Below are 22,862 nucleotides of genomic sequence, written 5' to 3'. Positions count from 1 at the left end.
CCGATCCCGGCTCCGGCACCAGCAGCCACCCCGGGGAGGCCCCGGCGGCCGGTCTGCTGGGCCACAACCGGGCCCAACTCGACTGGCTGGACGGCATCCTGGACCGGTACCCGGACCTGGTGATCGAGAACTGCGCCTCCGGCGGCATGCGGACGGACCACGCCATGCTCTCCCGGCTGCAACTCCTGTCCACCAGCGACCAGCAGGACCTACTCCTGTACGCGCCGATCGCGGCGTCCGCCCCCACCACCGTCACCCCCGAGCAAGGCGCGGTCTGGTCCTACCCGCAGCCCGAGGACTCCCTCGACGAAGTCGCCTTCACCATGGCCAACGCCCTCCTCGGCCGGATCCACCTCTCCGGCAAGCTCACCGAACTCCGGCCCGAGGAACGCGCGTTGGTCCACGAGGCGGTGGCCGTGCACAAGTCCCTCCGCGCCGACCTGCCGCACGCCGTACCCGCCTGGCCGCTCGGCCTCCCGGCCTGGGACGACCCGTGGATCGCCCTGGCCCTGCACACCCCCGCCGTCACCTACCTCACGGTCTGGCGCCGCCCCGGGGCAGACGACACCACGGTGCTCCGCCTGCCCCATCTGCGTGGCGCCGACGTCCACGCCGACCTGCTCTACCCCAGCACCAGCCAGGCCCACCCCACCTGGCAGCCGGACACCGCCGAACTCACGCTGAGCCTGCCCACCGCTCCGTCCGCCGTGGTGCTCCGTCTCAACGAAAGGACATGACCGAGTGTCGGACCAGCCCTGGACGGGCAGCACCGTCCCCAATCCCGTGATCCCCGGCTTCCATCCCGATCCGAGCATCTGCCGGGTCGGCGACGACTACTACGTCGTCTGCTCCAGCTTCGAGTACTTCCCCGGCATCCCCGTCTTCCACAGCCGCGACCTGGTCAACTGGACGCAGCTCGGCAACGCCCTGGACCGGCCCAGCCAGCTGCGCCTGCCGGCGGACACGCTCTCCTCGGGCGGCATCTACGCGCCCACCCTGCGCCACCACGACGGCCGTTTCTGGCTGATCGTCACCAATGTGTCCGGTGGCGAAGGCAACCTGCTGTTCACCGCCACCGACCCGGCCGGGCCGTGGTCCGAGCCGGTGCGGCTGCCCGGGGTGCCCGGTATCGACCCCGACCTGGCCTGGGACGAGGACGGCAGCTGCTGGTGCACCGTCGCGGGGGTCTCGCAGGTCCGACTCGACCCGACGACCGGCGAGACCTCCGGCGAGCCGCGCCGGGTGTGGTCCGGCACCGGTGGCGCGGCCCCCGAGGCGCCGCACCTGTACCGCATCGGCGAGTACTGGTACCTGATGATCGCCGAGGGCGGCACCGAGCGCGGCCACGCCGTCTCGATCGCCCGGGGCCGGACGCCCGCCGGCCCGTTCGAGCCGTGCCCGGCCAACCCGATCCTGACCCACCGCAGCACCAGTCACCCGATCCAGAACACCGGCCACGCGGACCTCGTGCAGGGGCCGGACGGCTCCTGGTGGATGGTGCTGCTGGGCGTCCGGCCGCAGGGTGGCACTCCCGGCTGGCACGTGCTCGGCCGAGAGACCTTCCTCGCGCCGGTGGAGTGGGTGGACGGCTGGCCGGTAGTCGGCGAGCTCTCCACCGAACTGCCCGCGCCCGCCTGGCCGTTGCAACCCGCGCCCGAGGTGCCGGTCCGGGACGACTTCGACCAGGCCGAGCTGGCACCCCGCTGGATCTCGCTGCGCGAGCGCCGGGCCGAGCTGTGCGGCACCAAGGAGCGGTCCGGCTGGCTGACCTTGCGGGCGGCGGGCTCCCTCGACACCCTGGACGCGGTGTTCGTCGGCCGCCGCCAGCAGCACCTGTCCTGCCGGGTGCGGGCGCTGATCGACCCGGCCGAGGGCAGTGGCGGTCTGGTCGTCCGGCTGGACGACCGGCACCACTACGAGATCGAGGTGGCCGACGGCCAGGTGAAGGTGCACGCCCGGATCGGCCCGCTGCTCACCGAGGTGGCGTCCCACCAGGTGCCCGCCGGGCCAGTGGTGCTCGGCATCGAGACCGCGCCGCAGCCGCCGCAGGACGCACGGACCGGGCCGGACGGCCTCACCTTCGGCGTCGAGGAGGCGGGCGGCACGTTCACCGCGCTCGCCTCGCTCGACGGCCGGTACCTGTCGACCGAGGTGGGCGGCGGTTTCACCGGCCGGGTGATCGGGATGTACGCCTCGGCCGGCACCGTCCACTTCGACTGGTTCGACTACGAGCCGCAGTCGACCTCATGACCACCTGTCAGGAAGAGCACCACCCACTCTTATGGGAGGCACGACACGTGAAGGACATACGGCAACCCGCGAACCACCGCGTCCGGGGCCCCGGACGCCTGGCCGCACTGCTGATGGCCGTGGCCGTCATGCTGGGCCTGTCCGGCGGCGCCGCGTCCGCGGCGCCCGACGAGCACCGGAAGCCGTCGTGGCCGGTGGTCCGGGTCCCGGACAACGCCAGGGACGCGGTCGCGCAGATGCAGCCCAGCTGGAACCTGGGCAACACCCTGGACGCCATCCCGAACGAGGGCTCCTGGGGCAACGGGCAGACCACCAAGGCGACCTTCGACACCATCGCCGCCCAGGGTTTCCGCAGCGTCCGCATCCCGGTGACCTGGAGCGACCACCAGTCCACCACCGCGCCGTACACGGTGGACGCCACCTACCTGGCCCGGGTCAAGCAGATCGTCGACTGGGCGCTGGCCGACGGCCTGTACGTGGTGCTCAACGTCCACCACGACTCGTGGATGTGGGTCGAGAAGATCACGAGCGACCACGACAACGTGCTGGCCCGGTTCAACTCCACCTGGTCCCAGATCGCCACGACCTTCCGTGACGAGCCGCGCTCGCTGGTCTTCGAGGGCATCAACGAGCCGAGCTTCGCCGGCGCCACGACCGAGCAGAAGCTCCAGTACCTGAGGGAGCTGCAGACCTCGTTCCACTCCGTGGTCCGCGCCTCGGGCGGCGCGAACGCGAGCCGGATGCTGAGCCTGACCACGCCGGCCGGCAGCCCGGACCAGGCCTTCATGGAAGACCTGTACAGCACGATCGCCTCGCTGAACGACCGTCAGCTCATCGCGCAGGTGCACTTCTACAGCTGGTACCCGTTCAGCGTGAACGTCGCAGGCGGCACCCACTACGACGCCACCGCGCAGAAGAACCTGGACGACACCTTCGCCAACATCCGCAGCAGCTTCGTCGCCCGGGGCATTCCGGTCTACATCGGTGAGTACGGCCTGCTCGGCTGGCCCAACCACTTCAACCCCGCCCAGGTCGAGCGAGGCGAGGCGCTGAAGTACTTCGAGCACGTCAACTACACGGCGCGCACCATCGGCGTCACCACCGCCCTGTGGGACGCGTTCAACTTCCTGAACCGCGACACCCTGCAGTGGCGCGACCAGGCCCTGTTCGACTGGATCAAGTCGAGCTGGACCACCCGCTCGGGCACGGCCTCCTTCGACAAGGTCTTCGTGCCGAAGTCCACCCCGATCACCGCCAAGTCGCTCACGCTGAATCTCAACGGCACCAGCTTCCGGGGTGTCTGGCAGGGCGGCACCAAGCTCGCCGCAGGGCGGGACTACACCGTCTCCGGTAACCAGCTGACCTTCACCGCCAAGGCGCTGACCCGCCTGGTCGGCAACCGCGCCTACGGCGTCAACGCGACGCTCCGGGCCAAGTTCACCAGCGGGCTGCCCTGGAACATCGACATCGTCACCAACGACGCTCCGACGGTCTCGGCCGCCACCGGCACCACCGACGCGTTCGCCGTTCCGACCCAGTACCGGGGCAACGACCTGGCGACCATGCACGCCACGTACGCCGACGGCACCAACGCCGGCCCGACCAACTGGACCCCGTACCAGGAGTTCAACCAGGCCTTCTCGCCCGACTACCCGAACAGCGCGATCACCCTGACCCCCGCCTTCCTCGCGGCGCTCCGCGATGGTGACACGGCGACGCTGGTCTTCCACTTCTACAGCGGCGACACCGCGACATACCGCGTCACGAAGTCCGGTACCACGGTGACCGGCACCGTCGCCTGACCGTCCGTCATCCCCGCCCCGGCCGCCGCTCCCTGGCGGCCGGGGCTCGCTACGTCACGAGGTGCACTCATGTTCCCGCTGCCCCCGCGCGTCCTGTTCGGCGCCGCCTACTACCACGAGTACCAGCCGTACGAGCGGCTGAAGGAAGACCTGGACCTGATGGCGGCGGCGAAGTTCACCGTCATCCGGGTCGGCGAGTCGGTCTGGTCCACCTGGGAGCCTTCGAACGGGCAGTTCGACCTGGACTGGCTGCAGCCGGTGCTGGACGGCGCCCACGAGCGCGGCATCTCGGTCGTCCTCGGCACACCGACCTACGCCGTACCGCCGTGGCTGGCCCGCCAGTACCCCGAGATCGCCGCCGAGCACGGCACCGGGCAGCCCGCCCACTGGGGCGGCCGCCAGGAGGTCGACTTCACCCACCCCGCCTTCCGCTTCCACGCCGAACGGGTGGTCCGGCGCATCGTCGAACGCTACGCCGGCCACCCGGCGGTGATCGGCTACCAGGTCGACAACGAGCCCGGCTGCCGGCTGCCGCACAACCGGGGCGTCTTCCAGCGCTTCGTCGACGACCTGCGGCAGAAGTACGGCGACGTGGAGACCCTCAACCGCGAGTGGGGCCTGGTCTACTGGTCCCACCGCCTGACCACCTGGGCCGACCTGTGGACGCCCGACGGCAACGCCCAGCCGCAGTACGACGTCGCCTGGCGGGCCTTCCAGGCCCGGCAGACCAGCGAGTTCATCGCCTGGCAGGCCGCGATCGTGCGCGAGTACGCACGCCCCGGGCAGTTCGTCACCACCTGCCTCCACTACGGCCACCCCGCGATCGAGGACGACGAGCTGACGGACGGTCTGGACGTCACGGCGGGCAACCCGTACTACGACATGCAGGACGCCCTCGCGCTGCCCGACCCCACGCCTGACGACCATGTGGAGGGCTGGAAGACCACCGGCGTCTGGGCCCTCTACCAGGGCGCCGACCGGATCTTCTCCTCCCGGCAGGAGCCGTTCCTGATCACCGAGACCAACGCCCAGGCGATCGGCGGCACGGAGGACAGCCGGCCCGCCTACGACGGTCAGTGGCGGCAGGCCGCCTGGGCGCTGGTCTCCCGGGGCGCGCAGATGATCGAGTACTGGCACTGGCACACCCTGCACTTCGGCGCCGAGACCTACTGGGGCGGGGTCCTGCCGCACAGCGGCCGGCCGGGTCGGGCGTACGCCGAACTCGCCCGGCTGGGCGCGGAGTTCGATACCGCCGGGGCGCTGGTCGCCGGGATCGAGCCCGACTCCGACCTTGCGATGGTCTACTCGATGCCCAGCAAGTGGCTGATGCAGAAGTACCCGCCGTTGGCCAACGCCGACGGCAGTGCCGACTCGGGCGCCTACCACGGGATCTTCGACCCCTTCTACCGGGGCGCGTTCGAGGCCGGCCGCCAGGTGCGCATCCTGCACGCCCGCCAACTGCACGACGCCCGGGGCGAACGCGAGGGCCTGGCGCCGGAGTCGGCCGCGCAGCGGTACCCCGTGCTGGTCGTCCCGGGGCTGTACCTCGCCGAGGACTCGCTGCTCGACTGGTTCGCGGCCTACGCCCACGCGGGCGGCCACCTCGTGCTCGGCCCGCGCACCGGCTACGCCGACCAGGAGGCCAGGGCGCGCCACGAGCCCGCACCCGCGCGTCTCGCCGAGGCGGCGGGCGTGCACTACGAGGAGTTCAGCAACCTCACCGCCGGCCTGCCGGTCCATGCGGTACCGGGCAGCCCGCTGACGCTGGCTCCGACCGCGACCGCGACCCGCTGGGTGGACGGCCTGACCGTCACCGACGCCGAGGTGCTCGCCACCTACGACCACCCGCACTTCGGCCGCTGGCCCGCCGTCACCACCCGCCGGCACGGCGCGGGCCGGGTCACCTGCGTCGGCACCGTCCCCGACCGCGAACTCGCCCGCGCCCTGGCCACCTGGTTCGCGCCCGCCCCCCGCAGCGGCTGGACCGACCTGCCCGAGTCGGTCACCGCCACCACCGGCACCTCCCCGGACGGGCGCCGCGTCCACGTGGTCCACAACTGGAGCTGGCAGCCCGTCACCATCCAGGCACCCACGACACTGACCGACGCGCTGGACGGTACCGCGATCCCGTCCGACGGGGAGGTGAGCCTCGGCGCCTGGGACGTCCGGGTCTTCACCACCGGCGGCTGAACCCGGCCGGCCCGAAACGGCACTGACCGGGCGTACCGGGCGCGCTCAGGGCAGCGGTGTCGTCGTCCGGCCCAGGTACCAGACGGGCCCGGGGTCGGGCACCGGCAGCGGGCTGAAGCCGAGGCGGTCGTAGAAGGCCCGGGCCGCGGTGTTCGCCTGGACCATGCACAGATGCACGGCCGGGGTGCCACGCCGGTGCAGTGCGTCCAGAAGCGTGCGCATCAGGGCGCGGCCGTGGCCGCGGCCCTGCCACGGCGGCAGCAGATCGATGTGCAGATGGGCGGGGTACCCGGCCAGCTCCGCGTGGACCATGCGCTCGGGGGTGTGCAGCAGCCCGATCATCTCCTCGGACGGGGTGCTGGCCGGCCCGTCCGGCGACGGGTAGCGCCCGGCGACTGAGGGGATCCACTCGCTGCGGAACCGGCGCGCGAAAGCGGCCGTGTCCACGGTGCCCAGCACATAGCCGACGGCGGTCCCCGCGCCGTCGTCGAGGACGAACGCCAGCTCCGGCTCCAGCTGCACATACGGATACGCGAAGATCGTCGGCATCAGCTCCGGGTCGGGGTGGATCGCCGACGAGTCGCCGCCCTCGTGGGCCGTGCGGACACAGATCTCCGCGAGCCGGGCGCGGTCGGACGGCCGGTACGGGCGTACGAAGGGCTCACTCGCATCTCTCCTCATGGGCCCCACCATTCCAGAGTGGGAGCGCTCCCGTGAAGTCTTCGGTGACACGAGGTCAACCTTGCCAGGCGCGGTAACCAGTGGAGGATCCGGTCATCTCGGAGGCGGCATGGTCGCCAGGCCAGGGGACGGTTCCGGCCAGACCAGGAGGACGGGGCAGGGCGCGTGGTCGACGACGAACCGGGCGGCCGGGCCGAGACTGCGCGGGCCGAGGTGCGTGCGGTCGCCGTCGCGGGCGAGGACGAGCAGGTCGGCGCCCGCGGTCGCGGCGACGACTTCACGTTCGACGCGTCCGTTCCGTTCGACAGCGGTACTGGGGCGCCCCAGACGGTCGGCGGCGGACCGCAGGAGCTGCTCGGCCGAGGCCGCGGCGAGGTTCTCCAGACGGGTGCCGGGATCGCGCTCCGGGTGGCCGCGCCCGAGCAGGCCCGCGAACGCGCCGTGCGCCGCGCCCGGGACCTCGGCCGGCGTGACGTGCAGCAGGACGATCTCGGTGTCCGCCGGTGTGTGGGCGCGGGCGGCGTCCACACAGGCAGGCCAGGTGCCTTCGACGATCCAGACGACCACGGCCATGGGTCAGCCTCCTCCGATCACGGTCAACGAGCCCCACAGTGCGAGTACCGCCGCGCCGAGGCTCGCCGGAACGGCGTACAGCCCGAGCCGGGTGAACTCCTTCAATTCGACCTCGGCCTCGTGGGCGTGCACGATGCGCCGCCACAGCAGAGTGGCGAGCGAACCGGCGTAGGTGAGGTTGGGGCCGATGTTGACCCCCAGCAGCACCGCGAGGACCGCGCCCGGGCCGGACGGCGCGGTCAGCGGTAGCAGCACCAGCACCGCGGGCAGATTGTTGATCAGGTTGGCCAGGAGCGCGGCGAGCGCGGCCAGGCCGAGCAGCACGGGCAGGGAGGTGCCGGCCGGGATCACGTGGCCCAGAGCCGTGTCGAGTCCGTTGTCCACCACGGCCCTGACCACGATCCCCAGCGACAGGACGAACGCGAGGAACGGCACCGACGCCGACCGCAGCAGCGCCCGAGGCGTCGTGCGTCGTCGCAGCAGGGCCCGTACGGCGAGCACCAGTGCCCCCGCGAACGCCGCCCACGCCGGGTCGACGCCGACCACGGAGGAGAGCGCGAAGCCCGCCAGGGTGCCGCCCACGGTCAGCAGCGCGAACAGTGGCAGTTCAGGCGTCTCGGTGGCGGGCGGGGCCTGCGTCCCGGCGTCCAGGTCGGTGGCGAAGAAGCGGCGGAAGACCACGTACTCGACGGCGATCGCGGCCACCCACGGCAGCGCCATCAGGGCGGCGAACCGGGTGAAGGTGAGACCGCTGACCGTGAACGCCAGCAGGTTGGTCAGGTTGGACACCGGCAGCAGCAGCGAGGCGGTGTTCGAGAGGTGCGTGCACGCGTACACGTGCGGCTTGGGGCGCACGCCGAGCCGCGCGGCGGTGGCGAACACCACGGGGGTGAGCAGCACCACGGTGGCGTCCAGGCTCAGTGCGGCCGTGATCGCGGAGGCGGCCAGGAAGACCTGCGTCAGCAGCCGGCGTGGACGGCCCGCTGACGTGCGCGCCATCCATGCTCCGCAGGCGCGGAACAGCCCGTCGTCGTCGCAGAGTTGAGCCAGCACCAGAACGGCCGCCAAGAAGCCGACCACCGGTCCGAGCTGCTCGGCCTCGGCGAGCGCGTCGTCCAGGGAGACCGCGCCCGTCACGATCACCAGTGCCGCCGCCGGAACCGCCACCACCGCCTCCGACCAGCCGAAGGGCCGGATGACCGCGCAGGCCAGCACCAGGGCGAGCAGCACCACGGACAGTGCCTCGGCGAGCGGGGTGTTCAGGGCCGGGTCCTTCCACACGAAGATGGACATAACGCCAACGGATCGGGCACACCCTATCCCAGCTGCCTCCGTCGCCTCCGGCCGACGCGGTGCGGCGACTGACGGATGGTCACCTGCTCTCGGGGCCTCCCGGAGCCTCCGGCGATCGGCAGGTGCCCAGCCAGGCACTGCCAGGGCTCGGGGCTCTGCTGATGCGCGGCTCCGCCGCGTCGGCGACTCCGACCTCAGGAGCCGGCTGGGCACTGGGCACCTGTCCCAGTCGCCGAAGGCTCTCAACGGCCTTTCCGTATCGATGTCTTGACGCAACCCCCACCGGACTGGCTTGATGGCTATGGGAGCGCTCCCATCCTCATTCCCCCCCACCGAGGAAGGCCCCACCCGTGCCTCCTGTCATCTCCGCCCGCGGCGTGCCACGTCGCGCAGCCGCCGTGCTCACCGGCCTCACGCTGGTCGTCGGCGGCCTGTCCGCGACCGCACTGGCCGTTCCGGTCGCGACCGCCGCGACCTTGGCAGCCGCTGCCGACACGCCAGTCCGGGTCAACCAGCTCGGCTACCTGCCCGACGGCCCCAAGCGGGCCACCGTGGTCAGCTCCGCGACCGCCCCGCTCGCCTGGCAACTGCGCGACGGCACCGGATCGGTGGCCGCCTCGGGCGCCACCACGGTGCACGGCGCAGACCAGGCGTCCGGCCAGTCCACGCACCTGGTGGACTTCGGCACGTACACCGGCACCGGTACCGGTTACACCCTGGTCGTCGGCGGCCAGAGCAGCCACCCCTTCGACATCTCCGCCTCGCTGTACGACGGACTGCGCGCCGACAGCATGTCGTTCTTCTACCAACAGCGCAGCGGTATCGCGATCGACGCCGCCCTGGCGGGCGGCAGTGCCTACGCCCACCCAGCCGGGCACCTGGGCGTCGCCCCGAACAAGGGCGACACCAACGTCCCCTGCCAGGCCGGGGTCTGCGACTACCAGCTGGACGTGCGCGGCGGCTGGTACGACGCGGGCGACCAGGGCAAGTACGTGGTCAACGGCGGCATCTCCGTCTGGCAGATGGTCAACTCCTTCGACCGGGCTCGCCGTTCGGGCGGCGACGCGGCGGTCGGTGACTCGACGCTGCGGGTGCCGGAGCGTGGCAACGGGACGCCGGACGTGCTCGACGAGGCCCGTTGGGAGCTGGACTTCCTGCTGCGGATGCAGGTCCCGGCGGGGAAGCCGATGGCCGGGATGGCCTTCCACAAGATGCACGACACCAAGTGGACAGCTCTGCCCACCCGCCCCGAACTCGACTCCGAGCAACGCGAGTTGCACAAGCCGTCGACCGCCGCGACGCTGAACCTGGCGGCCTCGGCCGCGCAGTGTGCCCGGGTGTACGCGCCGTACGACGCCGCCTTCGCCGCGCGCTGCCTGGACGCGGCCCGCCGCGCCTGGACGGCTGCCAAGGCCAACCCGAACGCGCTCGCCCTGGCGACCGACAACACCGGCGGCGGTGCGTACGAGGACGCCGACGTCTCCGACGAGTTCTACTGGGCGGCGGCCGAACTCCTCGCCACCACCGGCGAGTCGCAGTACCGGGACGCCGTCACCTCCTCCCCGCACCACGCCAAGCCCGTCGACGGGCCCTGGTGGGGCGGCACCGCGACGCTCGGCCGGATCACCCTCGCCACCGTCCCCGGGGTTGCCCTGCCCGCCGACGACGTGGCCCGGGTGCGCGGACTGCTGACTGCGGCCGCCGACGGCCACCTGTCCACCATGGCCGGCCAGGGCTACGCGGTGTCGCTGCCCGCCACCGGGTACGTGTGGGGCTCCAACAGCGCCGTCACCAACAACGCCATGGTGCTGGCCGTCGCGTACGAGCTCACCGGCCAACAGCGTTACCGGGCCGGGGCGTTGGAGTCCATGGACTACCTGCTCGGCCGCAACGCGCTCGACCTCTCCTACGTCACCGGCTACGGCGAACGCTACTCCGAGAACCAGCACCACCGGTTCTGGGCGCACCAGAACGACGCCTCGCTGCCGCACCCGCCGGCCGGTTCCTTCGCGGGCGGGCCGAACGCCGGGCTGGAGGACCCGGTGGCCAAGGAGAAGCTCACGGGCTGCGCCCCGGCGGCGTGCTACGTGGACGACATCGGCTCGTACTCCACCAACGAGGTGGCGATCAACTGGAACTCCTCGCTGGCCTGGCTCGCGGCCTTCGCGGCGGAGCGGCGCAGCACTCCGGCCGTGCCGGTGGTCCAGGTGACACCGTCGGCCGTGACGGTGGCCGAGGGCGGTTCGGCGCCGGTGGCCGTGCGGCTCTCGGTCGCGCCCGCGCAGAACGTCACGGTGACGGTGGCCCGGAGCTCCGGCGACCTGGACCTGTCGGCGGCCGCGACCCTGGTGTTCACCCCGGCCAACTGGGCGACGGCGCAGCAGGTTTCGGTCTCCGCCGCGCAGGACGCCGACGCTCTCTCGGGCAGCGCCACTTTCACGGTCGGCGGGTCGGGCGTGCAGGCGGCGACGTTCACGGCGACGGAGGTGGACGATGACACTCCGTCAGGGGCGTCCTGCTCGGTCGCGTACCGCCTCGACAACTCGTGGGGCAACGGCTTCACGGCGACGGTGACCGTGAAGAACACCGGAGCCTCGGCGATCTCCGGGTGGACCCTCGGCTGGAGCTTCGCGGGTGACCAGCGGATCAGCAACGGCTGGAACGCCACGGTGACCCAGTCGGGCAGTACGGTCACCGCCCGGGACGCCGGATGGAACGGCCCGCTGGCGCCGGGTGGCAGCGCGAGCTTCGGCTTCCAGGCGACGTACTCGGGTACCAACGCGGTCCCGGCGCGCTTCACGGTCAACGGCGCGCTCTGCTCCTGAGCGCTCATCATGCCCTGCCCGCTGCGCCGATCGGGTGCGGTGGGCAGGGCCCGTTCGGGGTGGTCGGTTGAGCAGCGGGTGCCGTGGCGGGATGCTGGAGGGAGCACCGGTGACGGGTGGCGCGGCGCAAGGCCGGGGCGTGGCAGGAACGAGGCCCACCATGGAGAACGAGCCCGGCGCGACCACGAGGGGCGCAGCGGCTCCCGAGGACTTCGCGGTGGTCGTCGACGATCGCGGGGCCGTCATGGTGTGGAGTGCCGGAGCGGCGCGACTGCTCGGGTACGGGCCCGAGGAGGCGGTGGGCCGGCCGGTCGGCCGGTTGCTCGCCGCAGAGCTGCCCCCGGCCCTGCGGCGCCACCTTGCCGCCGGTGAGCCCTGGACCAGTGATCTGGCGCTGCGCACCCGGGACGGGGACCGGGTCACCGTCCAGCTCCGGGGCACGCCGCTGGCGGGTTCCCGGGGCCGGACCCCCTGGGTCGTCACCCCGGCTGCGGTGCTGTACCCCGCCGGGCCGACCGACCCGGCGCCGGCGGAGCTGTGGGACCTCGCGCTCGCCCAGCTCCCGCTGCCGGTCGCCGTGTACGACCGGGAGGCCAGGTTCGTGACCTGCAACCAGGTGATGAGCCGGGCCATGGGGCTGACGCAGGAGAAGATGCGAGGGCGGACGCTGTGGGAGATCTATCCCGCTCCGCCCCTGGACGAGATCGACCGTCTGCAACGGGAGGTGCTGCGCACCGGCGAGATGATCTTCCGTGAGGAGCAGCCGTTCCGGGCCTCCGGCGAGGTCCGCGATCACGCGTGGTCGCTCTTCCTCTCCCCGCTGAAGGACCGGGCGGGGGAGGTGCTGGGGCTGTCGGCGCTGGTGATCGACATCACCGAGCAGTACTGGGCCCGGCGCCGCCTGGCGGTGCTGAACGACGCGAGCCTGCGGATCGGCCGCTCCCTCGACGTGACCCGGACCGCCGAGGAGCTGGCCGAGGTGGCGGTGGAGGGGTTCAGCGACTACGTGACCGTCGATCTGCTGGAGTCGGTCGTCCAGGGGCAGGAGCCGCAACCGGTACCCCCCGACGCGCCGGTCGCCTTCCGCCGTACCGCGCAGCTGTCGGTGGTTCCGGGGTGTCCGGAGTCGGTGCTCGCGGTGGGGGAGACCGACGTCTACCCGGCCGGCTCCCCGCCGGCCCAGGCGCTGACCACCGGTGAGGGCGCCCACTACCGCATGGGCGACCCGGGCATGCGCGCCTGGTTGACGGCCTCACCGGCCCGCGCGGAGAGCATGAGACGGTTCAAGATCCACTCGATGATGATGGTGCCGCTGCGCGCGCGGGGCGTGACCCTCGGCGTGATGCACCTCCTGCGGCACCGGACCGCCGACCCGTTCGGCCAGGACGACCTGCTGCTCGCGGAGGAGATCGCCGCCCGGGCGGCGGTGAGCATCGACAACGCCCGCCGCTACACCCGCGAGCGGCACACCGCGCTCACCCTCCAGCGCAGTCTGCTGCCCGCACGGCTGCCGCAAGTGCAGGCGCTGGACCTCGCCTACCGCTACCTGCCCGCCGGCGGTGGGGAGGAGATCGGCGGCGACTGGTTCGATGTCATCGCCCTCTCCGGTGGACGGGTCGCGCTGGTGGTGGGTGACGTCGTGGGCCACGGGGTGCACGCCTCGGCCACGATGGGCCGCCTGCGCACCGCCGTACGGACCCTGGCCGACGTGGACTTCACGCCCGACGAACTGCTCACCCGCCTGGACGACCTGGTCCTCCGCCTCGACCGGGAGCGGGGGAGCGAAGCGGACGCTACCTCCGGAGAAGTCGGGGCCACCTGCCTCTACGCCGTCTACGATCCCGTCGCCGGCCGGTGCGACCTGGCACGGGCCGGGCATCCGCCACCCATCCTGGTGACCCCGGACGAAACGGCACAGGTCGTGGACCTGCCCGCCGGGCCACCGCTCGGCCTGGGCGGGCTGCCCTTCGAGGCCGCTCGGATCGACCTGCCCGAGGGCAGCCTGCTCGCCTTCTACACCGACGGCCTGATCGAGGGCCCCGGCCGCGACATCGATGTCGGCCTGGAGCTGCTGACCGAAGCGCTGCGCCGCCCGGCCGCCGACCTGGAGGAGATCTGCGACGAAGTGCTGCGCAAGGTCCGGACCGACCCGCCGGCCGACGACATCGTCCTGCTGCTGGCCCGCGTCTCCACCCTCGGCGCCGACCGGGTCCGTACCTGGCAGATCCCGGCGGACCCGGCGGCCGTCGCCGGGGTCCGCCGGGCAGCGAGCGAACAGCTGGCCGCCTGGGGGCTGTCCGACCTCGAGTTCGCCACCGAGCTGATCGTAAGTGAGCTGGTCACCAACGCCATCCGCTACGGCAGCCTGCCCATCCAGCTGCGGCTGATCCGCGCCGACGCGCTGATCTGCGAGGTCTCCGACGGCAGCAACACCGCCCCGCACCTGCGGCGCGCCCGGATCTTCGACGAGGGCGGCCGCGGACTGCTGCTCGTCGCCCAGGTCTCCGAGCGCTGGGGCTGCCGCCAGAGCTCCGTGGGCAAGACGATCTGGGCCGAACAACCCCTTCCTGAGGAGCCGTCAGGCGGGTAGCGCCTGTGTGTCGACGATCCGTTCGAAGAAGAACTCGTGTTTGAGGAAGGAGACGTCGTACTCGTGGCCCGGGTACGGCGGGATCAGCTGAGCGGCCTGGAACAGCCGCCAGCCGTCCCGGAGCGCCGCCAACCCCGTGTCGTACGGCGGCTCGTCGCTGTCGCCCGTGGTGGGTGTGGTGCGTCCGGTGCCGTCGTACTGCGCCCAGCCGACGACGTACGAGTCCAACGCCGAGTCGGACAGGTAGAGCACCAGCACCTGCTGTCGTGCCGAGTCGGTCGTCATACCGCTCGCTCCTTCGGACGGTTGGAGACCCGGGTCACCCAGTGGTCGAGGTCGTAGCCGTCGTCGCCGGTCAGCGCCCGCCAGAGCAGGATGCGGTTGTACCGCTCCAGGCGACCGGTCGCCCCCTCGTACCACGGGAACATCGTGTCCAACTCAGCGTTCACCTGCGGGTCGTGGAGATCCGAGGTGTCCCACAGGCGCTGTTGACGCACCGTCGGATTGAAGCGAATCTTGAACATGTAGCGCAGCCTGTCGCTGTCGTTGCGCCGGCCCCCGTGCCAGATGCCGTGGTGCAGAAACACCACCGTCCCGGCCGGGCAGACCAGCCGGTCCTGGCCGCGCAGGTTCTGGTAGCGGCCGGTGTCCGACTCGTTGGTCCGGCGCAGGTGGCTGCCAGGCACGCTGAGGGTGCCACCCATCTCCAGCGTCACCGCCTGCGGGTAGTACATCAGCTGCACGTCGAAGGCGTCCGGCCGGACGTCGATGATGGCGTCCCCGTGCAGCGCCTGGGCGTTGCCGCCGTGCGGCTCGCGGGTGTGCACGAAGTGGTGGTCCACCGACGGCTCGGGCCCCACCAGGCTGCGCAGCGCCCCTGCGACCTGCGGCAGTTCGAGCAGCCTGCGGACGAAGGTGCCTTCGGGATAGGCCGTGGACAGCGGCGTCCCGTACGGCACCGGCGGCACGTCGTCCGCCAGTACCCTCAGGCCCTCGGCGTTGAGCTCCGCCGGGACCACCGCGTCCAGTCGCAGGGCTCCGCGCGCGACGAAGCGCGCCATCTGCACCGAGTTGAGCAGCTCCTGGCTTTTCTCCATGGCGGCCACGCTAGGTCCGCCGCTGCCCTGCCGGGTGGGCCGCGTTCACCCAGTGGTGGTCGATTCTCACCATCCCGCCTGCACAGGTGAATCGAGGATCAGGCTCTGGATCGGGCTGCGGACACCGTGGTAGAACACGTGACCATGCACACGGCCCTCGCCCGTCTCGACGGACCTCCGACTCTCGCCGCCGTCGGCATCGGCGTGCACGGGCCGGCCGGCCGGGTGGACACGTTCTTGCTGCCCGACCTTTGGCAGCTCCATCTGTACGGCTACGACGCCGACTTGACGGTGGGGGGCACCGAGCACTCGATCCGTCCCGGGCGGGTCAGCCTCGTACCGCCCGGGACCGAGGTCCGCTACCGCTACCGGGGGCACTCCGAACACCTCTACGTCCACCTCCGCCTCGGCTCCGGGGGAGCACCCGCGAGTATCCCGGTGATCCAGTCAGCCGGTCCCGAACTGCCGTTGCTCACCGAGCAGTTGCAGCAGGCGCTGGCTGCCTGGCCGCACACGCCGCCGCGGGCCGTGGCCGAGGTGTGGGGCGCCCTGTGGCGGGTCGCCCGGCTCACCCCGCCACGGGAGCGGAGCGCGCAGGCCGTCCATCCTGCGGTGGCAGCCGCAGTGGCCCTGATCGAGGCGCGGCTGACGGAACCCCTGACGGTGCCGGAGATCGCGAAGGCGGTCGGCATCTCCCACAACCACCTGACCCGGCTGTTCCGGGCCGCCACGGGGGAGACGGTGGTCGGCTACATCCGGGCCCGGCGGATGGAGCGGGCCCGGCACTTTCTGCGCGCCACCACGCTCTCCATCCCCGCCGTCGCCGCCTCGGTCGGCATTCCCGATCTCCAGGCGTTCAACAAGACCTGTCGTCGCGAACTCGGGGCGTCCCCACGCGGCATCCGTGCCGCCCGGCCCGTCCGGTAGGCGCCGGTCCCCGTGGGACGCTCCCAGATCCGCAAATCTCGCGGCAACCTTTCCGCCTCCGGCGGCAACCGGGCAGTGGACCATCGACTCGATCTTCCGGACGGACGGACATGCAGACAGCAGGGCAGACAGCAGAGCAGCCAGCACGGCAGACCGCGCGACAGCGCAGGCGCTCACGCAGGTTGATGTTGGGCACCACGGCGGTGCTGAGCGCGGTGGGCCTGCTGGTCTGCCTGGCGGTGACGGCGCTGCGCCCCGCCCCCGGAACCGATGTCGCCACAGCCGCTGCCCCCGTCGCCGGCATCGAGGCAGCAGCGACGACCCCGTCCCCGCCAAGTTCCCTTCCGCCGACCGATGTTGCCGGCTCGGCTGTGACCCCGGCGGCGACCCCGACCCCGACCGCCGGCGTGACCACCGCCACCGTCCGCCCCTCGCCGACGGCAACGGCGCAGAGCTCGGCCGCCACCGTGCCCTCGGCAGGACGCATCCAGCCCAAGGCCAGCTACAAGGGGGTTGCCACCGCGTACGAGGCCGGTGACGGCAACGGTGCCTGCCTCTTCGGGCCGAGCGACGACCTCATGATCGCCGCGATGAACGCCACCGACTACGAGTCGTCCAGGGCATGCGGCGCGTACGTTCTCGTCCGTGCCGCGAACGGTGCCTCGATCACGGTCCGGATCACCAACGTATGCCCGCTGCCCTGCGCACCGGGTCAACTCGACCTCAGCCAGCAGGCGTTCGCCAAGCTCGCCGATCTCAAGGTCGGCCGGATCCCGATCACCTGGAGCCTGCTGAGCCCCGGCACGTCCGGCACGCTCTCCATCCGGTACAAGGACGGGTCCAGCCCCTACTGGTGCGGCATCCAGGTGATCAACCACCGCAATCCGGTGGCGCGGCTGGAGGTCCGTGCCGCCAGTGGCTGGCGGCAACTGCCCCGCACCGCCTACAACTACTTCCTGGCGGCCGACGGCGGCGGTTGCGGCGGCTCGATCAGGATCACCGACATCTACGGGGAGCAGTTGACGATCGACGGGATCGCGCTGAAGGCGGATGTCGTCCAGCCGACCCGGGTCCAGTTCGCCGCGCACTGAGCTGGTGCCCAAGAGTGTGAGCGCTCACATCTGTCTCGTCAACAACTCTGACAGGACGAGATTCTGATGACGCCTCAGTAACGGACAGGTTGCGGCACGGTACTTGACGGCCTCTCGGGTCCCATGGTTTTCTCNCGTCAACAACTCTGACAGGACGAGATTCTGATGACGCCTCAGTAACGGACAGGTTGCGGCACGGTACTTGACGGCCTCTCGGGTCCCATGGTTTTCTCCCTGCAACACGCCGGATGTTCGACTTTCAAGTTGTTAGCGCTAACAAAGTGTCGGACATCCGGTCTCCCCCACCCCCGCAGGGGTCACGTCCTGCCGCCGCCTCGGACGTGCCGTGCCCGGTCCGCACGCACCGAGAAGGACCGACCCCTGCCCAAGTCGCCCCTAGGAGGGTGCAGATGAACGCTCTCGGTACAGCCCCACGAAGCTCGACACGGCGAGGATGGCGGCCGCGGATGGCCGCCCTGCTCTCGATGGTCTTCGTGGCCGGCTTCCTGGCCATGGTGAACCCGTCGTCGGCCTCGGCGGCCTCGGTCGACACCGGCAAGTGGTACGTGCTGGTCAACCGCAACAGCGGCAAGGCCCTCGACGACTACAACTTCGCCACCGCCGACGGTTCGCCCGTCGTCCAGTGGACCCGGTCCAGCAACGAAGCCCAGCAGTGGCGMTTCCTGGACTCCGGCAGCGGCTACTACCGGCTGCAGAACCGTAACTCCGGCAAGGTGCTGGACGACTACRRCTGGTCCTCGGCCGACGGCACCGACGTCCTCCAGTGGAGCGACCTCAACGCGACCAACCAGCAGTTCCGCCTCGCCGACTCCGCCGACGGCTACGTCCGCCTGCTGAACCGYCACAGCAGCAAGGCCCTCGAGGTCCAGGGCGCCTCCACCGCCGACGGCGGCAAGATCGTCCAGTACGCCGACTGGGGTGGCAGCAACCAGCAGTGGCAACTCGTCCAGGTTGGGAGCACCGGCGCGTGCGCTCTTCCGTCGACCTACCGCTGGACCTCGACCGGCCCGCTGGCGCAGCCGAAGTCGGGGTGGGCCTCGCTCAAGGACTTCACCAGCGTCGTCCACAACGGCAAGCACATCGTCTATGCCACGACGCACAACACCCTCGCCGGTAACGACGGGAGGTGGGGATTGACGACCTTCAGCCCCTTCACGAACTGGTCCGACATGGCCACGGCCACCCAGAGCACGATTCCCTTCGATGGCATCGCGCCGACGCTGTTCTACTTCGCCCCGAAGAACCTCTGGGTGCTCGCCTACAACGGGGGTTGGCCATACGCCTTCTCCTACCGGACCTCGAGCGACCCCACCAACCCCAACGGCTGGTCCGCGCAGCAGGAGCTGTTCACGGGCACCCTCCCGAAGGGGGGCCCCCTCGACGTGACCCTCATCGGCGACGACACGAACATGTACATGTTCTTCGCCAACGATGAGGGCGACATCTACCGGTCCAGCATGCCCATCGGCAGCTTCCCGGGCAGCTTCGGTTCGTCGTCCACGAAGATCATGAGCGACACGGCGCTCAACCTGTTCGAGGCGCCGGAGGTCTACAAGGTCCAGGGTCAGAACCAGTACCTCATGATCGTCGAGGCCCAGAACTATACGGGGTACGGTCGCTACTTCCGCTCGTTCACGGCCACCAGCCTCGACGGCACCTGGACACCGCAGGCCGACACCGTGACCAACCCCTTCGCCGGCAGTGCCAACAGTGGCACCACCTGGACCAGGGACATCAGCCACGGCGACCTGGTTCGCACCAACCCCGACCAGACCAAGACCATCGACCCCTGCAATTTGCAGTTCCTCTACCAGGGGCGCGACCCCGGCACCGACGGCACGGACTACGGCCTCCTGCCGTACCGGCCGGGCGTGCTGACGCTGCAGCGCTAGCCGGTGGCGTGACGCAGGTCCTGGTGTTCCTGACGTTCGCGGGCAACGACGTACTCCGAACCGGGTGAGCGTCACAGCGAGCGATCAGGAACGGGGGGAGTTGCCGCCCTTGCACGTGGTAGACGGCGGTCAGGACGTCGGCGCGGGTTCCAACCAGCGTGTCACGGCTCACCGGCGCCGTGCAGTCCCCGCAGCCACAGTCGACAGATTCCGCCCTGACACGACAGGTGGCCTGCTGAGTCACAGGCTGCGGCCCGTAGTCGGAAACAGAACAAGCATGCGTGCTTGATTTGTTCCTGACGTCCTGTCACGCTGCTGCCCGTGGGTGGAGCGGAGCCGGCTGGGGAGGCCAAGGTGCTGCGGATCGGGAATGCCTCGGGGTTCTACGGGGATCGCTTCGAGGCGATGCGGGAGATGCTGACCGGTGGGCCGTTGGACGTGCTCACCGGGGACTATCTGGCCGAGCTGACCATGCTGATCCTGGCCCGGGACCGGCTGAAGGATCCCGGCCTGGGGTATGCCCGGACCTTTCTTCGGCAGTTGGAGGAGTGTCTCGGGCTGGCGGCGGATCGGGGCGTGCGGATCGTGGTCAACGCGGGTGGGCTGAACCCGGGCCGACTCGCCGAGGCGATCGGGGAGTTGGCGGCCAAGCAGGGGGTGCCGGTCCGGCTGGGGGTGGTCGAGGGGGACGACCTGATCGGCCGGCCGGGGCTGCCCGGGGGGCTGTTGGCGGCCAATGCCTACCTCGGGGGTCAGGGTATCGCCGAGTGCCTGCGGGCCGGGGCCGACCTGGTGGTGACCGGACGGGTCACGGACGCGGCGCTGGTCTCCGGGGCGGCGGCCGCGCACTTCGGCTGGGGCGCACAGGACTTCGACGCGCTGGCGGGGGCGGTGGTGGCGGGCCATGTGCTGGAGTGCGGGGCACAGGCGACCGGCGGGAACTACGCGTTCTTCCACGAGCACGACGTGACCCACCCCGGCTTCCCGCTCGCCGAGCTGCACGCCGACGGATCCAGCGTGATCACCAAGCACCCGGGCACCGGCGGTGCCGTCACGGTCGGGACGGTCACCGCCCAGCTGCTGTACGAGACTTCGGGTGCCCGCTACCCGGGCCCGGACGTGACGGCCCGGCTGGACACCGTCCGGCTGACCGCGGACGGGCCCGACCGGGTGCGGATCAGCGGGGTGCGCGGGGAGGCGCCGCCGCCGACCCTCAAGGTCGGGCTGAACCGGCTGGGCGGCTGGCGGAACGAGGTGGTGTTCGTGCTCACGGGGCTGGACATCGAGCGCAAGGCGGAGCTGATCCGGCGTCAACTGGAACGTTCTGTCCAGGCGGCCGAGGTGCGCTGGACGCTGGCCCGTACCGACCACCAGGACGCCGCCACCGAGGAGACCGCCTCCGCGCTGCTCCGGCTCGCCGTCAAGGACCGCGACCAGGAGGCGGTGGGTAGAGCGTTTACCACAGCCGTCGTCGAGCTCGGTCTGGCAGGCTACCCGGGCTTCCACCTCACCGCGCCGCCCGGACCGGCCGCCCCGTACGGCGTCTTCGAGACGACCTACGTCGACGCGGCGAGCGTCCCGCACCGGGCGCTGCTCCCCGACGGCACCCACCGGGAGATCCCGGAGGCCCCGCTCACCCGCCCGATCGAGCGGGTTGAGGACCCGCCGCTGCCACCCCCGCCGCCCGAGGGCCCGACCCGGCGGGTGCCGCTCGGCCATGCCTTCGGCGCCCGCAGCGGCGACAAGGGCGGCGACGCCAATCTCGGCGTCTGGGCCCGTACCGACCCCGGCTGGCGTTGGCTGGCGCACCACCTGACGGTGCAGAGGCTGCGCGAACTCCTGCCGGAGACCGCCGAGTTGCCGATCGACCGGCAGCTGCTCCCGGAGCTGCGCGCGGTCAACTTCGTGATCACCGGACTGCTCGGCGAGGGCGTCGCCGCCCAGCACCGCTTCGACCCGCAGGCGAAGGCGCTCGGCGAGTGGCTCCGCTCCCGGCACGTCGACCTCCCGGAGGAACTGTTGTGACCACGCTGCCGACCCACCTCGATCCGGCCGGTCCTGAGTACCACGCCAACCGGGCCGCGATGCTGGACAAGCTGACCGCGCTGGACGCCGAGCACGCCAAGGCGCTGGCCGGGGGCGGCCCCAAGTACCTGGAGCGCCACCGCAGTCGGGGCAAGCTGCCGGCCCGGGAGCGGATCGAGCTGCTGGTCGATCCTGGTTCGCCATTCCTGGAGCTGTCCCCGCTGGCGGCCTGGGGCAGCGACTACCCGGTCGGTGCCGCGCTGGTCACCGGGATCGGCGTGATCGAGGGCACCGAGTGCGTGATCACCGCCAACGACCCGACGGTACGCGGCGGGGCCAGCAACCCCTGGACGCTGCGCAAGGCGCTGCGGGCCAACGAGATCGCGCTGCACAACCGGCTTCCGCTGGTCAGTCTGGTGGAGTCCGGCGGGGCCGATCTGCCCAGCCAGAAGGAGATCTTCATCCCCGGCGGGGCGCTGTTCCGCGACCTCACCCGGCTCTCCGCCGCCGGTGTGCCGACGGTGGCGGTGGTGTTCGGGAACTCGACGGCGGGCGGCGCGTACGTGCCGGGGATGTCCGACCACACCGTGCTGGTGCGCGAGCGGGCCAAGGTCTTCCTCGGTGGCCCGCCGCTGGTGAAGATGGCCACCGGCGAGGACGCCGACGACGAGTCGCTCGGCGGTGCCGAGATGCACGCCCGGGTGTCCGGCCTGGCCGACCACCTGGCCGAGGACGAGCACGACGCGCTGCGGATCACCCGCCGGATCGTGCACCGCCTGCACTGGCGCAAGACGGGCCCCGATCCGGACCCGACCGCCGCGCCGCCCAAGTACGCCGAGGAGGAGCTGCTCGGTCTGGTGCCGGGCGACCTCAAGGTGCCGTTCGACCCGCGCGAGGTGATCGCCCGGATCGTCGACGGCTCGGACTTCGACGAGTTCAAGCCGCGCTACGGGCCGAGCCTGGTGACCGGCTGGGCCGAGCTGCACGGCTACCCGGTCGGCATCCTGGCCAACGCCCAGGGCGTGCTGTTCAGCGAGGAGTCACAGAAGGCCGCCCAGTTCATCCAGCTCGCCAACCAGCGCGACCGGCCGCTGCTCTTCCTGCACAACACCACCGGCTACATGGTCGGCCAGGCGTACGAGCAGGGCGGCATCATCAAGCACGGCGCGATGATGATCAACGCGGTCTCCAACAGCAAGGTGCCGCACCTCTCGGTGCTGGTCGGGGCCTCGTACGGGGCCGGGCACTACGGGATGTGCGGGCGGGCGTACGAGCCGCGCTTCCTGTTCGCCTGGCCGAGCGCCAAGTCGGCGGTGATGGGGCCTCAGCAACTGGCCGGGGTGCTGTCGATCGTGGCCCGGCAGTCGGCGGCGGCGAAGGGGATGCCGTACGACGAGGAGGCCGACGCCACCATCCGGGCCATGGTCGAGCAGCAGATCGAGGCCGAGTCGCTGCCGGTCTTCCTCTCCGGCCGGCTCTACGACGACGGGGTCATCGACCCCCGCGACACCCGCACCGTGCTCGGTATCTGCCTGTCCGCGATCCACAGCGCCCCGGTCGAGGGCGCGCGCGGCTACGGCGTCTTCCGGATGTAAGGGACCTGAC

The 22,862-nt window shown here is 71.3% G+C and carries 16 protein-coding genes; 11 read left to right on the top strand and 5 right to left on the bottom strand.

The genetic code is table 11. The annotated features are described in order from the left end of the window. The 4 genes from ASC99_RS40925 to ASC99_RS22800 all read left to right on the top strand — a co-directional run. A partial coding sequence (locus tag ASC99_RS40925; RefSeq protein WP_235583095.1) for an alpha-galactosidase occupies nt 1-737 on the top strand: 737 nt, incomplete at its 5' end. A 4-nt stretch (nt 738-741) separates the two neighbouring features. Next, the gene (locus tag ASC99_RS22810) at nt 742-2,250 is read left to right on the top strand and encodes a glycoside hydrolase family 43 protein (RefSeq protein ID WP_057234999.1); all 1,509 of its coding nucleotides are present in this window, start codon (nt 742-744) and stop codon (nt 2,248-2,250) included. Between the two features lie 47 nt (nt 2,251-2,297). Then, nucleotides 2,298-4,052, top strand: coding sequence for a cellulase family glycosylhydrolase (locus ASC99_RS22805; RefSeq protein ID WP_057234997.1), 1,755 nt, complete (start codon nt 2,298-2,300; stop codon nt 4,050-4,052). A gap of 69 nt (nt 4,053-4,121) precedes the next feature. Then, on the top strand, nt 4,122-6,242 hold the full coding sequence (locus ASC99_RS22800) for a beta-galactosidase (protein ID WP_057234995.1): 2,121 nt from the start codon (nt 4,122-4,124) through the stop codon (nt 6,240-6,242). Between the two features lie 45 nt (nt 6,243-6,287). Here the strand turns inward: ASC99_RS22800 and ASC99_RS22795 are convergent, their stop codons facing one another. The 3 genes from ASC99_RS22795 to ASC99_RS22785 all read right to left on the bottom strand — a co-directional run bounded on the left by ASC99_RS22795 (nt 6,288) and on the right by ASC99_RS22785 (nt 8,789). Next, nucleotides 6,288-6,923, bottom strand: a complete 636-nt coding sequence (locus ASC99_RS22795) for a GNAT family N-acetyltransferase (protein WP_057234993.1) — start codon at nt 6,921-6,923, stop codon at nt 6,288-6,290. A 93-nt stretch (nt 6,924-7,016) separates the two neighbouring features. Then, nucleotides 7,017-7,496 carry a universal stress protein gene (locus ASC99_RS22790; protein WP_057234991.1) on the bottom strand — a complete coding sequence of 160 codons (480 nt, stop codon included), beginning with the start codon at nt 7,494-7,496 and terminating at the stop codon, nt 7,017-7,019. A gap of 3 nt (nt 7,497-7,499) precedes the next feature. After that, nucleotides 7,500-8,789, bottom strand: a complete 1,290-nt coding sequence (locus ASC99_RS22785; protein WP_200948382.1) for an SLC13 family permease — start codon at nt 8,787-8,789, stop codon at nt 7,500-7,502. Between the two features lie 350 nt (nt 8,790-9,139). Here ASC99_RS22785 and ASC99_RS22780 point away from each other — a divergent pair, with 350 nt between their 5' ends. Both ASC99_RS22780 and ASC99_RS22775 read left to right on the top strand, forming a co-directional pair. Then, nucleotides 9,140-11,614, top strand: a complete 2,475-nt coding sequence (locus ASC99_RS22780; protein ID WP_057234989.1) for a glycoside hydrolase family 9 protein — start codon at nt 9,140-9,142, stop codon at nt 11,612-11,614. A 160-nt stretch (nt 11,615-11,774) separates the two neighbouring features. Next, nucleotides 11,775-14,204: a SpoIIE family protein phosphatase gene (locus tag ASC99_RS22775; protein WP_057234987.1), complete on the top strand. Its 2,430-nt coding sequence runs from the start codon at nt 11,775-11,777 to the stop codon at nt 14,202-14,204. On the opposite strand, the gene ASC99_RS22770 is transcribed toward ASC99_RS22775, so the two are convergent. Both ASC99_RS22770 and ASC99_RS22765 read right to left on the bottom strand, forming a co-directional pair. Beyond that, the gene (locus tag ASC99_RS22770; protein WP_057234985.1) at nt 14,193-14,489 is read right to left on the bottom strand and encodes a hypothetical protein; all 297 of its coding nucleotides are present in this window, start codon (nt 14,487-14,489) and stop codon (nt 14,193-14,195) included. The genes ASC99_RS22775 and ASC99_RS22770 overlap by 12 nt on opposite strands. After that, nucleotides 14,486-15,301 carry a phytanoyl-CoA dioxygenase family protein gene (locus ASC99_RS22765; protein ID WP_200948381.1) on the bottom strand — a complete coding sequence of 272 codons (816 nt, stop codon included), beginning with the start codon at nt 15,299-15,301 and terminating at the stop codon, nt 14,486-14,488. The genes ASC99_RS22770 and ASC99_RS22765 overlap by 4 nt, the downstream gene beginning before the upstream one ends. Nucleotides 15,302-15,445: 144 nt before the next feature. Here ASC99_RS22765 and ASC99_RS22760 point away from each other — a divergent pair, with 144 nt between their 5' ends. From ASC99_RS22760 to ASC99_RS22740, 5 genes are all read left to right on the top strand, one after another. After that, nucleotides 15,446-16,228, top strand: a complete 783-nt coding sequence (locus ASC99_RS22760) for a helix-turn-helix transcriptional regulator (RefSeq protein ID WP_057234983.1) — start codon at nt 15,446-15,448, stop codon at nt 16,226-16,228. Nucleotides 16,229-16,413: 185 nt separating this feature from the next. Next, nucleotides 16,414-17,319: an expansin EXLX1 family cellulose-binding protein gene (locus ASC99_RS22755; RefSeq protein ID WP_057234981.1), complete on the top strand. Its 906-nt coding sequence runs from the start codon at nt 16,414-16,416 to the stop codon at nt 17,317-17,319. 467 nt (nt 17,320-17,786) lie between these two features. Beyond that, entirely contained in the window at nt 17,787-19,232 is a 1,446-nt protein-coding gene (locus tag ASC99_RS22750; RefSeq protein WP_157531690.1) for a non-reducing end alpha-L-arabinofuranosidase family hydrolase, read from the top strand. A gap of 321 nt (nt 19,233-19,553) precedes the next feature. After that, nucleotides 19,554-21,257, top strand: a complete 1,704-nt coding sequence (locus tag ASC99_RS22745; RefSeq protein WP_057234977.1) for an acyclic terpene utilization AtuA family protein — start codon at nt 19,554-19,556, stop codon at nt 21,255-21,257. Next, the gene (locus tag ASC99_RS22740; protein WP_057234975.1) at nt 21,254-22,852 is read left to right on the top strand and encodes an acyl-CoA carboxylase subunit beta; all 1,599 of its coding nucleotides are present in this window, start codon (nt 21,254-21,256) and stop codon (nt 22,850-22,852) included. Before ASC99_RS22745 ends, ASC99_RS22740 begins: the two co-directional genes overlap by 4 nt. Nucleotides 22,853-22,862 lie beyond the last annotated feature (10 nt).

Source organism: Kitasatospora sp. Root107, from assembly GCF_001424875.1.
GTDB lineage: Bacteria > Actinomycetota > Actinomycetes > Streptomycetales > Streptomycetaceae > Kitasatospora.
Note: the sequence above shows the minus strand (reverse complement) of the source record. Positions and strands in the feature narration are given on the sequence as shown.

Coding starts and splice junctions, on each gene's coding strand:
- ASC99_RS22800 (WP_057234995.1), top strand. CDS start 4,122: ATGTTCCCGCTGCCCCCGCGCGTCCTGTTCGGCGCCGCCTACTACCAC.
- ASC99_RS22795 (WP_057234993.1), bottom strand. CDS start 6,923: ATGAGGAGAGATGCGAGTGAGCCCTTCGTACGCCCGTACCGGCCGTCC.
- ASC99_RS22790 (WP_057234991.1), bottom strand. CDS start 7,496: ATGGCCGTGGTCGTCTGGATCGTCGAAGGCACCTGGCCTGCCTGTGTG.
- ASC99_RS22785 (WP_200948382.1), bottom strand. CDS start 8,789: ATGTCCATCTTCGTGTGGAAGGACCCGGCCCTGAACACCCCGCTCGCC.
- ASC99_RS22775 (WP_057234987.1), top strand. CDS start 11,775: ATGGAGAACGAGCCCGGCGCGACCACGAGGGGCGCAGCGGCTCCCGAG.
- ASC99_RS22770 (WP_057234985.1), bottom strand. CDS start 14,489: ATGACGACCGACTCGGCACGACAGCAGGTGCTGGTGCTCTACCTGTCC.
- ASC99_RS22765 (WP_200948381.1), bottom strand. CDS start 15,301: ATGGAGAAAAGCCAGGAGCTGCTCAACTCGGTGCAGATGGCGCGCTTC.
- ASC99_RS22760 (WP_057234983.1), top strand. CDS start 15,446: ATGCACACGGCCCTCGCCCGTCTCGACGGACCTCCGACTCTCGCCGCC.
- ASC99_RS22755 (WP_057234981.1), top strand. CDS start 16,414: ATGTTGGGCACCACGGCGGTGCTGAGCGCGGTGGGCCTGCTGGTCTGC.